This is a genomic window from Actinomyces vulturis, from assembly GCF_001687305.1.
Taxonomy (GTDB): domain Bacteria; phylum Actinomycetota; class Actinomycetes; order Actinomycetales; family Actinomycetaceae; genus Actinomyces; species Actinomyces vulturis.
Genome location: NZ_LZRK01000007.1, coordinates 1 through 14,035 on the forward strand (window position 1 = coordinate 1; position 14,035 = coordinate 14,035).

Consider the following 14,035-nt stretch of genomic DNA (forward strand, 5'->3'; position numbering starts at 1 on the left):
GAGCCACTTGGCTATCGGTGTAGGGTAAGGCTCTAAAAGTGGCTCAGTTTTCCTGCTAGACCCCTTAACGGGCATGTTGCGTTTTTGAGCAAGGCGGAGAAAAGCAGCCAGCGCAAGGGCTTTTAGAAAATATGTAGGCTCATACCCCGTAGGGGTATGAGCCTACATATTTTTTCACCGGCCTTTTATCGGTTCCAGGCTACGCAACGCTGTGATCTGGCTGCCCCTGGCAGTGCATATTTATTCATTCGTGAATAATTGTGGCCCATCTCGTACCTCATCGGCACAATACAAGCCGCCGAATCTAAGTGAAAGCAATCACTTCTTTATTTATCTTGTTGTCATTGCTTGTCATTGTGTTTTATGACATAGTATTGGCATACGCGCTTTTAACTCCGAAAGGCTTTATCAATGAAGCGTCTGTCTCGCAGCCTCATTGCCCTAGCAGCAATTGCTCTGTGTGCCTCATGTGGTTCTAATAACGCCGCCACAGACACCTCTGGCGATCAGGATGCGTCTGCGCCTGTCCAACAGGTTCAGAACGAGGGCATCAACAATACAGATCCACGTGTTGCATACACTCAAATCGTGGCTGACCTCATTGATAAAAACTACGATGAGGTTGGGAAAGTCATGCTTTCTGAAAACCCACCACTTCACATGCCAGATGATTACAAGCTTACTAAATGCGAATCGGGCTGCTCAGAGATTGCTGAAAAGGTTCTCGACTTCCACCGTGACGAATGTCTGAACGACAAATATATTGACCCTAATACTGTTGATGTCCAGAGGTTTACGGACAACGACGAGGTGCACGAAGATCCTAATGGTCGAGTCGCACTTGTTGGTCAAAACCCCTGTAAATTGAAAATGGTTCAAGAAGATGGACGTTGGTACGTCCAGCGTCCATAGGAGAAACAATGAAACGTTTAGCAACCACTGCTGTTGCTCTAGCAACAATTGCCCTATGTGCATCGTGCGGGGGTGGCGTAAGCCAGAGTAGCCCAGAAAATCTTTACAAAGATGTGGCTCAGGCTCGACACGACGGAGATTTTTCTAAAATCGCTTCCGTGACCATGATGAATGCCAGTTCCCTTGACGACGAGGGAGGCTCAAAGGTTGAAACGTGCAGCAGCGGGTGTGAGGACATCATTAAAAAGATCATCTCCGATGACTGCGCTCAAACCATGAACGATGCCAAAAACATCGCCTTTGAACCGAACGGCGAAAGTGACAAAACCGGATACGTTTCAGGTGACGATCAGTGCGATCTGCTCGTAACCCAGTATGACGGTAAATGGTGGATCGTTAACCAGTTCAACTGAAAAAATATCCGCTAGGTTCCAAATCACCTAGCGGATATTTTTAGTCAAACCACTGTTCCTCATTGGGGAGGGGCAGGTCTGCTAAATATGCGGGAGTTTCTGGAACAATGTCTGGATCAGGCATATAAGACTCTACCGGTGGTTCCATCTGGTTGATGACTTGCTGGGCCTGAGAGTTTTCGTATGACTGACGGTAATTGTTCAAGATGTTGCGAGCCAAAGCGTCGTCTGGCTCAGTCGAAACCGGCTCAACATCGAAACCGCCAATGTCGTAGTCAACCGGTTCCTCCATTGGAGGCAGATAATCGACGCTCGCGGCATTCTCCGGCATTACAGAGTCAATATCTTCGACATTTTCAGGCACGGAATCAAAGACTGTTGGCAGCGCACCTGTCTCGATTTCAGCGCCATCTGGATGAACATCAGCCGGGAAATCTGGTTCACTTGCGACAAGATCAGAAACCGGAGGAGCGAAGTCAGACATTGGGCCAAACTTTCTTGTTGCTTCCTCAATACTTATGCCGCCAACCGGAACTGGATTGATTCTCGGCCCGGTTTGTACCGGCTTGTTGGCTTCAATGATGCTCTTCTTCTGCCTCTCCCATGCTTTATCGCTCTTGAAAGCCATATCGCCCAGTTGCTTTGCAGCAGACAATGGTCGAGCAGCCTGTTTGCCCACATACATGCCTGTACGAGCAGTTAGTGTGGTTGCCCCAAGACCGATCTTGGCTCCAAGCGCTGCGGTCTTACCAGTGATTGCCACCGCGCGTCCTGCTGGCGTGGCCATTGCTGATGCAACCTTCGCACCAGCATAGGCTTTAGCAGACTGGACTTTAGCGGCTCCCGCTACCCCTGCTGCACCGATACGGCCAGCAGCACTTGCGCCAGCTGCACTGACGCGGCCAGCGGCACTAGCCACGCCTTGACCAACTCGGCTTGCCGCCACTGCTCCTGCACCGGCAGCAGCCATTGCGCCGACCTTGTGTGCAGCAGCAGAGTTTCTTGCCTTATTCAGACCGCCAATAGCCCGATCAATCTCAGGCACGGCGCGAACCTTGCCGTAGACCTCACGTGCTTTCAGACCAGCACCGCTTGCTGCTTGACCAACCTTGCTACCAGCAACAGCCTTCACCGCGCGCTGTTTGAGAACACCGAACTTGCCCACTTCTTCTTCAGATTCACTGCCAATATCATCGACAGAATTGTTATCTGCAAAACCAGTGTTTTGTAGTTCTTCTGTTGCTGAGCGTGGCTTTTCTCCACCGATACGGCCACCACCAGGAGCCGTACTAGGTGTAGAGTTTTGAGCCTTTTCGATGCCTTCCTTCAGGTCGCTTCGGCGGCTACGCAAATTGTCTAAAGCGTTAACTGCACCAGCACCTGCTGCGCCAATCAACCCGCCACGCAGTGCCGCCCCACCCCAGGACTTCATACCGCTGGGGGAGAAAGGACTTGGTGCACCAAGTGTCTTGAAAATCTTGTGAAGCATGTAGACAGCGATCAGCGGTCCGACAGATGTAAACAGCAGTGAGCCGATTTCACCAGGGCCGAATGTGGCCACACCGAGTTTAGAAATTAGCATGGTCACGCTCATGACAAACGACAAGATCATGCCTGCACCAGAGGCTAAAAATGATGCGCCAACAATCTGTATGCTCACTTTTTTAATAGGCTCAATATGGCTGCCTGGTGCTAGGGCTTTCATTCCTGCAACGAACAGTGACAAGATGCAGAACACCAGAATCAGTTTTGTACCTGCCTGGATTGCTGCCAGCAGGACAAAAACAGCCATGATGATCAGCGAGCCAATGGCAAAAAAGATGGTTGTTGCCATCGATGAAGAATTGCCCTTGCCATGCAGGGAAGTCACATAGTTGTAGGCGGCTGGATACTGGCCAGCACGTTCTTTCACCTTGTCAGCGTCGTCTTTCCACTCAAGGGTTGAACTGCCAATCTCTCCGCCGGTCCACCATGCCTTACAGTCATCATCGGAGATGCCAATATCACTCCACTGCGTTGTTCGCGCCAAAGCGTTTTCTGGCCCGGTTGGCACACATGCAGCCCAACCAACCAACGCACGGTCAGTGGTCTGTGTGTCGTCCATTTTCATTGCGTTGGTAGGCTTCGTTGAACATTCGCTTCCGTCAGCCTTCTTTGTGCAACCAACGATGAAATCACTGCTGTATTCGCCGCCGGTTGATTGGCCTAAAAACTGTGCAAAGTAGTTTCGACTAACAGAGTTGCCCATTTCTCCTGCTTCTGGATAGAAGCAGAAGATTTTGTCTGCGTAGGGGTTGTCAGATCCAAACTGTTCAGTTACCCATGCTGGTAGCGCAGAGCCTTCCCACAGTTTTGAGAGGGTCAAAGGCATTGTTGCTGAAGTTTTGGTAGCGCCAAACGCTGTGGTGTATTTGCCATGTAAAAACTCAATGTAGCCAGTATGGGCTTCATCGCCGCTACACATGACTTCAGTATCGAACAATGCTTTCCCATCATAAACATTAACGTAGCCTGAACTGTTGGGATCTCCGCCAGCGGTTGTGAGCATGGTTGTAGTGAATGAAGCTGAAGCGTCAACAACCGCATTTGTTTTTGTCACCCACCACCACGGAGAAAAACGGCCAGGTGTGGTATCTGTCGATGCCCCCGCACCGCTAATCATGAGCATGATGAAGGCCAGTACGACGATCCTGGAAAAAACACTTTTCACCACTGCTGCGGCCAACATGCCTCTGCGCATATCAAGTAAGGCAGAGATGATTGTCCATGCCATCAAAATGGCGATCAGACCTGAGCTTGAAAAAATCTCGCCCAGCGAGCCGACGAAAGAATCAATGGGATGTCCCATTGAGTCCATGGGGCAAAAACGGCCAGAAGCAAATAGTGCAGATGAGCCAATGCGCCACATGGAGTTGCCAAACCCCATGATGTTCGACTGGACGCTGTTGCGAGAAACTTTTTCGCTCACGTCAGATGTGGATTTAGCATCAAGACGAGAGTGGAACGAATCGACAGAATCTCCCCAGCGGTTAATAGGGAGAAGATTCGATGTTGAAGCGGCTGTTGAACCAATACACGGATTAGTCGATGTGGACAGAGCAGGATCTGGCGCACCAGGATCATCGTAAGGGTCAACTTCGTCCATTGGCAAAAACATCACTTGCGCTGCCTGGGCATGGTTAATGTTAGCCGAGGCAGGAGCGATCATCAGCCCTAAAAGACCTACGGAAATGATGATTCCAAGAACGATTTTTTCAAGCCGCTTCAGCATATTCTCATCGCTTAACAATCGGTGTGCACGAGGGCACGAGACGAACAAAACTCGTTGGATTCATGTCGAGTTTGACGTTAGAGCACAAAAACTGTTCGTTACGGCTTCGCGTTTTGAGTGCCATCTTTTTCCATGGGGCTTCAACGTCATCAACCATGAGAAAAATGGCTAAAGGCGGGCAAACAATCGTGAACAGCAAAGACATTGGGCCGAGAATGACAAGGGTAAGAGCAGTAAGAAAAATGCCCGTCAAACCGCCATACATAATCGGTCGAATCCAGGTTGCGGGAATCTGGGTGTAGCCGATCATGGTGGTACGTGCCTTATCTGCGCGAACCCCTGTCATCTCAGTGAGGTCGTACATCGCCATATCAGAGCGATTCGACCCCGTGGATGATGATGTTGATAGCACCACCCAGAATTTTGAGCAGAATCGGGATAATGCCCTTTGGCGCGACACAGATACCGCCAATGAGCAGGGGCCAGAAGAATGTCTTGGCATCTTGGCCATTGACGCTTCCGCCGCGACGCTTTTGGAACAACCATGTGACTAAAGTGGCAAGCAAAATTACAATGCCAACATAAGAAATAGCGGTCCACAAGCCTTGGGCGTTGATCGCGCCTTCAATAGCGTCGAGCAACTTGTTAAAAGGTTCGACGAAATCAACCTTTTCACTTGCCATGGGTAGCATTGTTTTTCCTTTGCAGGTGTGAATGTGCCTTACACCCATGACACATGTGGACATGGGGGTACATAATCACCTGTGCGGATATATACCGGATCGTAGAGCACGCACAGTTTGAACTACATCACGGTCTGTTGCCATGGAAACATCAAAATTATTGATCTTATCTAAAACCTCATTCATCCCAAGGCGCGCAACGGGTTTACCAGCATTTTTTGCTATGAATTTGCCGTTACGCGCCCTGGGGTGAGCTGAGATGTCAAAGTTGGTCATGATGTCATCTGTGCGGATCTGCGCGCGCGAAGCACAGCAGCGTTGGTTGTTGCCGCCTCCAGGAACGAGGGTGGCAAGACAATCTCAATGGGTACGAAACGACCGTCAAGGTCCATGTAAAACCCAATCGTGCCACGCAACAGTGCACCAGTGTCAGGGTCTTTCAAGTGGCGCATAGAAGACCAGTTGGGTTGGGTTGCTGTGCCTTCACCGCGTGTGGCTTTAGCACGTAAACGAGCAAGACGATCCTCATTACACAAAGTCTTGTCAAACAGGCGTAAAGCCGCTTCTGCTTCAATCTCTGAGTCCACCGGCAAAATCACGCCGCGAGAAAAGTAGCCCTCAATACCGGCGTTAATCGCTTCAGTGACCTTCTGGTTATACATAATGATGTCTACGCCAAACTCACGGCACAAACGACCAGCACGATCCAACTCGTCTGGACCTGCCATCATGAATGTCCATGCCTCATCGAGCTGCAATGTTCCGCCACGCTCTTGCAGAGCGAAAATGCAGGAGTTCACAACGCTACGCACCAGTGTCAAGGCAATACGGTTTGAAAGTGTTTCATTGCCTTTAACTACCGTGACTTCAGAGGGCAGGTCGAGCGGAGTGCGACCAACCTGTATATGAGTCCAGCCACGGAAGTTTGACAGTGTTGGTCCGTCATTGCTGAAACCGACGAAGGAGCGGAACTGGGGAGATGAGTTGGCCGCTTTAATAATCGGATCAACAAGTTCTGGTGTGGCGTAGCCGTTTTGTCGCGCCCACATGAGAGCACCGCCAGTAGAACGGAACCCGGCCATGGCTCCGGCGTAAAGCGCACTACCCAAATCAACTTCGTGCATGCCACGAGCCGCCTGAGTACCCCAGGGGTTAATGTTCAAAATGTTGGTGGCACATTGATGCACTGCTGCCTCAATAGATTGAGAGTAACGTAACGGATCAAAGATCCCCTCAGCACTCATCAAATCTGACAGGTCAATGAGTCGACCGCCAGTTGCGTTGACAATGTTTTCAGCACTAGACATTGGCTTTGGGCCGAAAGAAATTACGTCTAATCCGGCACGTGAAATCAACTGACTTACGCGATAAAGCAGCATGGTGTTGGATGTTGGCAAACATCCGTCGATTAGGTAAGTGTGGCTATCGTTGTCCACACTCAAGCAGCGTCCGGCAACAGTTGGAGCATGTGAAATATCGACGATGTGAATCCACTTGTCGGTGCGATCCACTCTGACTTGGTAAACATGGCCGTCATAAACCGGCTTATAAACCTTGTAGCCAAGAGTTTGTGCCAGTTGCACATACGATTGCGCGGTTTGCTTGTAAGCAGTGCGCAACACATCGCCACCATTTTCTTGTGCAATGGCATCGTAGACAGACTGCCGGATAGAGATGTTGGCACGCATGATTGAAGTAGCCACAGAGATACCGTTACCACCAAACCCGCATGTGTTGACGCAGCGTTTACCCAACCCTCGTTGAGCAATCATGCGCCCGTAACTGTGCGGGTCTTCAAGCACAAGGTGGTTGTCAACATCTAAAGGATCGGCCACACGGATAGCCCACTTGCGCTCGATTAGCGCTTCAATGTGTGAAGTGGTCAAACGCTGGTTAATACCAATAACACCGTTGTATCGCTCAATGAGTCGAGTTTCGAGGGCTTTAACGCTTTGATCGTCAACAAGGTTGAGTTCAATGTCAGCCATCGTCAAGCCGGTTGCTTGGCTGGCTTGCTCCAATGTCGTAATGGAACCGTCAGTGATTCCGTCATGAAGAATCTTTGCTGTATCAAGAAGAGGTTGGCGATCAAAAACACCACTTTCACGTGACTGGTGATCGCTAACGAGCCACTGATGATCGACGCATGAAACCTGCTTAAAACCTGTGTCAAAAAGCATGGTTCGCATCGACAGTTTTTCGTCAATATCAGACAGGCTTGTGACGCGGGTGGGCTTGCCGTCCATACCAAGTAGAGTCGTCCCAGGCTTGACTAGGCGTAAAGGAATCTTGCCGTGTGGTGTTTCCAGCAGCGTATTTAGTGGAAGTTTTTTACCAGATCCGGTTGCACCCACTACTGCGGTAAACGGCGCGGTGTCATCGTCACCAGCACGAGACGGTGTGAAACCTGCGGCCTGGCGGTCATTTTCTGTGAACCCAAGAATCACCGGACTAGATGGACCATCACCGACAATAGAAACATCTGCAATCCCAGAACATGACACCATTTGCATAGGCCAGTCTTTAACGTGCGGGTTTTCTAGCACATTGGAGCACAACTGAGTTTCTTCAAGCATGAAGTCTTGTCGGCCCACACGGGGAACCATTGATAGACCGATTTCTTTACCAATGGTTGTCGGATCAAGCCACTGTCCATCCATAGCAACAGTGACGCGTGTCTGGGTCAAGGTTGGGGGACCACCGACGGCGTAAGCATTTTCTGCTGCTGCCAGATTGGCTGCGGCCTGTTCAGCCTCAGCCTTATCCATTTTGCCTTTCGCTTGAGATTCACGAATGTCACCTTCGTACTGGCGGCGGTGACGACGCATTTCACTGCGTGTGACATCTGGCGGCTCGACACTTCCACGAATACTGATTGCCGCTGCACCACCGCGATGCAATCGTGAAGCCCAGGCAGCAAGATCGTCTGCGTTTTTTACTTGCCATCCCAGATTTGTGTCATCAAGACAGGCCAGGGTGTAGACACGATGGCCGGGCAGATCTTGCCCCCATGTGGTGCATTCGGTCTGGCGCTGCATGGCACGCTGAGCGATTTGTGCAGAAGAGAAAGAGGTAAAAATGTGCAGGTGATCGCCATGAGGGAGGTTGATAGTGTCAGGCCATTGACCTTGATTCCACCAACCCATAGCGGTTTTGATTTCGTCCACTGTCGGGATTTTCAGTCCTGAACGCTTCATGGCTTGGCCGACGTTGTATCGGTCTTTGGTGAAGTCGTCCATGGTGGTTCCACCTTCAACAAGCATCTCTGCGATGTCGTAGATGGCTTGTTTGAACGTGTCACGCCTTGCCGTAGGAATCAGTGGTACGCCAAAAAGAACTGTTCGCTTCGAAGTTGATAGCGAGCCAAACTCCGCATTGTATGAAGAAGCAGAGGGGGTAATAGCTGGATCTGCGTGAAAATGATCGTCTGTCACTGTGGAAAGAATGTGGAACTGACGGTAGTTGTTTTTCAACAAGGTTCGACGGCGAATTCTCCCACCCACCATGCGTGAAAGTTCCAAAAAAATGTTGTCCATAGCAACGGCACAGTTGAGACGGTCTTCGTCTGTTCGAGCATCTGTTACTGGCCCCATGGGGATTGAGCGATACAGCATGACACCGCCCGATGTGGACACCAAAAGACCAGGATCGTCACGGTCTGGCTGAGAGTAGACGAATGTGGGACGTGGCGTAACGTCTGCCATTAGTTGCGTCCTCCTGGTGTTGCACTTGCAGTTGGGTTCACAGTTGGCTCAGGTTCGGGAGCCGGAACATCGGAGACAGCGTTTTCAAAAGGCTGCAATGTCGGTCCACTTCCTGTTGGCCCCCAGGCAACGACGCGAGCAGAGCCAGTGTTTGCACTGTCAATAAGAAGGTCATAGCCCGAAACGGATGATTCTTTGACACCTGCACGATTCATTGCCAGATCCACATGCACCATGACAACGCTTTCATCTGGGTCTGCACCCTTATCTACAGCGCGCGTGGCAACCAAAGTGATGTTTTCTGTGTAGTCACCAATACCGGTAAGAGGGAAGTAGAGGTGATTTGAGTCTGGATCGCCAACGACGGTAGTCAATTCATCGACATTTCCCGAGGTGAACGCTTTAGACCATGCTGACACTGCACGTTTAATCGGTTCATTTGCCCCCAGAGATTTTGTGCCAGCCCAGTTCTCATCTGACCAGTCTTTCTGGCTTGGCTTGACGGGCATGAGCGTGGGGTTGCCAATGACATCAACACCGAACGCCGGGTCGTAATTGATATTCACACTCACCATGTAGGTTGAAACCTGGGAGGCTACGATCACATGTGCGTTGTAGGTGGTGTATGTGGGCAACTTGTTGTTGTTGACATCAGGCAGTGGCACAACGTCGGCTGAATCGAAACCTAGAACATGAGGGTCCGACAGTGGACAGCCAGGGTCGTTTACCCATCTGTCAACAGTGTCAAGTGCTGCGGCTCTCACTTGTACGGGTGGACCGTCTGTTTGAACAACGCTCGAAGAATTGTCACTTGTTACGTCAGATAAGACGTAGAGCATTGAGAAAGCGAGCACGGGGAAAGAGCAAAGGCAAGCAATGATGATCCACCGGTAACGAGCTGCCCTACGCCCACGAGCAGATAGGGCAACAGCATTGTCAGTCGGAGATGCTTGTGGCTGGTTCCACCAGTTGTTGTGCTCATTCTTTTTGCGACTTTTTCTCATCATCGGCGTTGTCCTAGAAGCGTCAAAATTGTTGTGCCTTCCTGCGGTGCTTTCGTTAGATTGTTTGCCCAACACATCACCAAAGGATTTCCACTACCCATGGCCGCATCGATGCACTCTTGACACCACGTAGTTCCAGGCAGCGCAGGGTTTTTGCACACGGCAAAACACTTCTTGCATTTGTCTGGTGTGTGAATGTTTTCGTGGTGTTTTTCGCGCAAACGATAGAGCGTGCATTTATCGGCCATGGGTAGTGACTCCTTGTTGTTTTTTACTCAGACAGTGCTTCGCGCATTACCTTGATGGACTCTGCGTTTTCTGTGATGGCGTTTGCGATCTGGCGTGCAGCCTCGACCGGGGAGGAACCCATCTTTTCGTTAATGAAACCGGCTTTGCTCATGGTGTCGAACAGAGACTTCATACGAGCCTTGCCGTTGGTTTCAACGCGGAGTGCAAGAACATGAAGGGCACGGTCAGCTTCGTCTTGATCAAAGATTATGAACATGTCACTCAGGTCGTTCTTCTTGTTTGAAGTGAGAACTTCGATAGTCAACGACTCAGTGTTGTCTGTTCCAAAGAGGGAACTGAATGCGTTTCGAGCCGCGCTGTCCATATTTTCGATGAACGAGTGGACGTACAGAACTTCAGTAACAACTTCGGCAGAAATCTTCTTACTGGAAGAACGTCTGGTTGTGGCAGTGCGCTTGCGACGTTTCGGCTTTGGCTTTTCCTCAACAACAGGTTCATCCACCACAGTTTCAGGCTGCATCTCGGTGTAGATGTTGTTGTTGGACATCCAGGTGTCAGTCATTGGCGTAAACCTTTCGTAGAAAATCGCCTATGCCCTACAAACATGTGGACAAAGAAGCGACTGGAAACCCAGTCGCTTCTTTGTCGCTTGCATGTCTTAGTCAGCAGGGCCAAGATCCACAAAGTCCGACAGCACTCGAACCTTATTGCCGTTGGGCATCTCTTCCATGTCCACGTAAAGCAGCAGCTTGTGATTGATCAAAGATTCACCAGGGCGGTTGCCATTTGCATCCTTGGGGCCACCCAAAAGACGGCTAACGATCTGCTTGCCTTCGAAGGTGTAAGCCGGAGCGGTACGCACTGTTTCAATGCCGTTTTCATTTCGAGGTGAAGGCTTCGTCTTGAGAGTAACGATTCCGCGACGGGAAGATTCTTCCTTTTCCAGACCAACAAACACGCCAGAAAAACGCTTACATGTCTTATCTGACTCAACGCCAGCATTGAAGACTACTTCAGCATTGCGTCGCACGTACTTGTTTTCAAACAACAGTGCCATTTGTCCGGCATGGTAGCGAACAGCCCCAATATAGTCGCGCGGGTCGTCGAAATCTTCGGGGCTTCCGGCTTCCATCTTTCCTAGAGCGATAGCCAGATTCATACTCAACTCGTCCATGAAAAATCCTTTACGTCAAAATGTTGTGGACACTTCATATATGGTCGTGAATGCGGTTCACTTTTCGTGTTCGTCGATCAGATCGAAGGCGATAGAACTCATCGCTCCGATAGCGCGCAGAGCCTTGGCTTCCCACTGATCCATGTCTTCTTCATTGCCAACAGGAGGGGTGTGGGTTTCCAAAAATGTGCGCAACGCTCCGCTAGAACGCGTGATCGCACCAGAGTTGTATCCAACCTTGTGCCCCACGTTGTTTTGGGCACTGGTGGTAATGATTCGATATAGCCGCTTTGACAGGGCCTCAACGTTGGTGGGAGTCAGTTGCATCTCTTCGCACTTGCTTATCAACTCCCATGCCAGGGACACCACGCCAAAGGCGGTTCCTGCGCCATAGGATGCGATGTTGATTGAAGCGTTAGAGGTGTAAGCGTTGAACGGCTTGTCTTCTCCCCATTGCATTGTTTGTTCTTCTTCCTTAATAACTTCTGCTTGTAGCGGTAAAGATGTGCGGTTTGGTGCAGGATCGCTAAAAATGTGTGAGCCAACTTTGCGACCGTTTGCGCCAGGACAGATTTCTGATAGTGGACACCATCGGCACAAAATCGAGGGCTTGTATTCAAACAACTTGCCATCAACCATCTGGCGGTACTTAACCCACGTCTTTTGAAGCAGGCTTTGTGTATCTGCCATTGCTTGCTCAGACAGGTCGATGATGCGCTGCTGCTTTGTTGCCAGGTAAAGCAGCTTGGATTCAGTAATCTCACCAATACCTGCTGCTTTCGCTGCCATAACATAGACGCGTTGCTGGTGTCCATACTCATCACCAAATCGAGCCAGTTCGCTCTTGGTTGGCATGCGTGCGATCTTGCCGTTTTTGATGCCGCGCAACTTGTAGTCGCGCATGACTAAACCGTTCTCGCCTTGATCGAGACGGTCAATCACCCCATAGACAGGAACGCCAAAAACGTTGACCGGATCTGTGAACGTTCCGAGTTTCAGTTCGGTTGCCTTGGTAAGCACATCAGGGGCGTATTCATACTTCTTGTCGAACACACTCTGAATGGCAGGAACGTACATGGCAAAGTGCTCATCAAACTCTTTGCGAGTGTACTGAACGTCTGCACTGTCAAACGCCTTCTGCTTTTCTTCCTCGAAGAACACTAAGGCGTTTGCCACGTTGCGCTCGCTAGGCTCCAAAGAGTACAGGCGCTCCATGGTGGCGTGAATGACGTTTCCAGTTTCATTCGCTGCCATGGGGTCTTTAAGATACGGACCCAACTTGCCAGCAGCCCACGATGCAGGGCAACCATGATCTAAAGCGTTCATGGCCGAAGGTGAAAGATAATTCTTGTCGAGTTTGTAGGCTGTGCGCTCACCACTGCCAGGCACTAAACCTTGGCCGGTGAGCGTGGCATCAATAACTGTATCCATGCCTTATACATGGTCGTAACGCACGTCTAAAAATGACAAACTTCAAACGCTTCGCAACGGTGGGTAAAAGACGAATGAGGGTCAACAATCTCTGGCCCGTCAAAAGTGATCGCCTGTAGCGCGTCACTCACTTCTTGTTCAGCCAAATTCTTGACCAACACATCGAATTTTACGGAGTGCGCTCGCACCGTATATCCGCTGCCCATATCGTGTTCATCGGAGATAACGATGAAGACGTTTTCGACGTTTTCACGTTCTTTTCCTCCGTTGTAGGGCTTGAAGTTGGCGCGCAGCGCGACAGTTTTATGCGCGGGTCGCACGTTGTACTGATCAACAAAATCAGTAACGTCGCTGTTGGTGGAGTTAAAAATGTTGGCGCAAATAGTTAAAGGTGTCTGACACATAAATGATCTATGGTCGTAAAAATGTCAGCCTGGAATAGCAGCAAACAACAGCCAGAAAACGCAGTACATGGAGTAGATTGCCATGAGCGCAAACAGAACATGTTCACGTGTAGAACCGGCATTACCCAAAATGGCGAAGCCAACCTTCTTGTTTCCAAACAGCGGCCATGTCACAGGTGGCACATGATCGGTGGTGATGAAATCACCGAGACGGTGAATCCACATGCCAAAAAAGACTGCTGCTGGCATGAACCACATTGCTGTGGCAGGAAGCATGGCCCCAAAAATGAATCCAAAGAGGGCCAACGGATAAATAATTACGTACCTCTTCGATTTCACCCCAACAGCACGTGCAAGCATGGCCACGCACAGTGCGGTGACAATGCCGTTGCCTGGGCGGATCAGAACGCCACCAACTTCGGCGGTCCATGATGCTGCGAGAAACACTAAAGACGCGAAAATGGCAAAGCCTAATGGAACGTGAGTCAGTTTACGGTGGCCAAATGGAGCAACCAGTTTGTGTATCCAATTGGTTAACGGTGGGATCGAATTGGTTGCCAAAGACTTACTTGTGTCAATATCAGGCCACAATGCCATGACAGACAAAATCAGACACATCAAGAAAATGTAGGGCGCGCTCATATCGCCCAGATGTGCACCAAGTTTCAACTCACCGGCTGGCAGTGGACCAATGGCCGGGTGGGGCAAAACCACTGGTGAAAATGCTGCGAAACCGATTGCTGTACCACTCAAAGCGTGGCTGCGACCCATCATGATTGTTAAAGCTCCT

The 14,035-nt window shown here is 50.2% G+C and carries 13 protein-coding genes; 2 read left to right on the top strand and 11 right to left on the bottom strand.

Annotated features, from left to right (window positions below; translation table 11 throughout):
- Positions 1 to 411: 411 nt before the first annotated feature.
- Together A9753_RS08615 and A9753_RS08620 are read left to right on the top strand one after the other, a co-directional pair.
- Entirely contained in the window at positions 412 to 912 is a 501-nt protein-coding gene (locus tag A9753_RS08615) for a hypothetical protein (protein WP_067783432.1), read from the top strand.
- Between the two features lie 8 nt (positions 913 to 920).
- A complete protein-coding gene (locus tag A9753_RS08620) occupies positions 921 to 1,325 on the top strand; it encodes a hypothetical protein (RefSeq protein ID WP_067783436.1) in 405 nt (134 codons plus the stop codon).
- Positions 1,326 to 1,365: 40 nt separating this feature from the next.
- Here A9753_RS08620 and A9753_RS08625 read toward each other — a convergent pair whose 3' ends face one another.
- From A9753_RS08625 to A9753_RS08670, 11 genes are all read right to left on the bottom strand, one after another.
- Positions 1,366 to 4,596 carry a hypothetical protein gene (locus A9753_RS08625; RefSeq protein ID WP_067783439.1) on the bottom strand — a complete coding sequence of 1,077 codons (3,231 nt, stop codon included), beginning with the start codon at positions 4,594 to 4,596 and terminating at the stop codon, positions 1,366 to 1,368.
- Positions 4,597 to 4,600: 4 nt separating this feature from the next.
- Entirely contained in the window at positions 4,601 to 4,966 is a 366-nt protein-coding gene (locus A9753_RS08630) for a hypothetical protein (RefSeq protein ID WP_067783442.1), read from the bottom strand.
- 1 nt (position 4,967) lies between these two features.
- A complete protein-coding gene (locus A9753_RS08635) occupies positions 4,968 to 5,279 on the bottom strand; it encodes a hypothetical protein (protein WP_141673377.1) in 312 nt (103 codons plus the stop codon).
- A gap of 75 nt (positions 5,280 to 5,354) precedes the next feature.
- Positions 5,355 to 5,555: a hypothetical protein gene (locus tag A9753_RS09665; protein ID WP_141673379.1), complete on the bottom strand. Its 201-nt coding sequence runs from the start codon at positions 5,553 to 5,555 to the stop codon at positions 5,355 to 5,357.
- Positions 5,552 to 8,983, bottom strand: coding sequence for a hypothetical protein (locus tag A9753_RS08640; RefSeq protein ID WP_067783448.1), 3,432 nt, complete (start codon positions 8,981 to 8,983; stop codon positions 5,552 to 5,554). The genes A9753_RS09665 and A9753_RS08640 overlap by 4 nt, the downstream gene beginning before the upstream one ends.
- Positions 8,983 to 9,990, bottom strand: coding sequence for a hypothetical protein (locus tag A9753_RS08645; RefSeq protein WP_067783451.1), 1,008 nt, complete (start codon positions 9,988 to 9,990; stop codon positions 8,983 to 8,985). The genes A9753_RS08640 and A9753_RS08645 overlap by 1 nt, the downstream gene beginning before the upstream one ends.
- Before the next feature lie 268 nt (positions 9,991 to 10,258).
- Positions 10,259 to 10,798: a hypothetical protein gene (locus A9753_RS08650; protein WP_067783455.1), complete on the bottom strand. Its 540-nt coding sequence runs from the start codon at positions 10,796 to 10,798 to the stop codon at positions 10,259 to 10,261.
- 96 nt (positions 10,799 to 10,894) lie between these two features.
- Entirely contained in the window at positions 10,895 to 11,410 is a 516-nt protein-coding gene (locus A9753_RS08655; protein WP_067783458.1) for a hypothetical protein, read from the bottom strand.
- A 57-nt stretch (positions 11,411 to 11,467) separates the two neighbouring features.
- Positions 11,468 to 12,841, bottom strand: coding sequence for a PD-(D/E)XK nuclease family protein (locus A9753_RS08660; RefSeq protein ID WP_067783461.1), 1,374 nt, complete (start codon positions 12,839 to 12,841; stop codon positions 11,468 to 11,470).
- 26 nt (positions 12,842 to 12,867) lie between these two features.
- Positions 12,868 to 13,245 carry a hypothetical protein gene (locus tag A9753_RS08665; protein WP_067783464.1) on the bottom strand — a complete coding sequence of 126 codons (378 nt, stop codon included), beginning with the start codon at positions 13,243 to 13,245 and terminating at the stop codon, positions 12,868 to 12,870.
- 24 nt (positions 13,246 to 13,269) lie between these two features.
- The gene (locus A9753_RS08670; protein ID WP_067783467.1) at positions 13,270 to 14,019 is read right to left on the bottom strand and encodes a metal-dependent hydrolase; all 750 of its coding nucleotides are present in this window, start codon (positions 14,017 to 14,019) and stop codon (positions 13,270 to 13,272) included.
- Between the last annotated feature and the right edge of the window lie 16 nt (positions 14,020 to 14,035).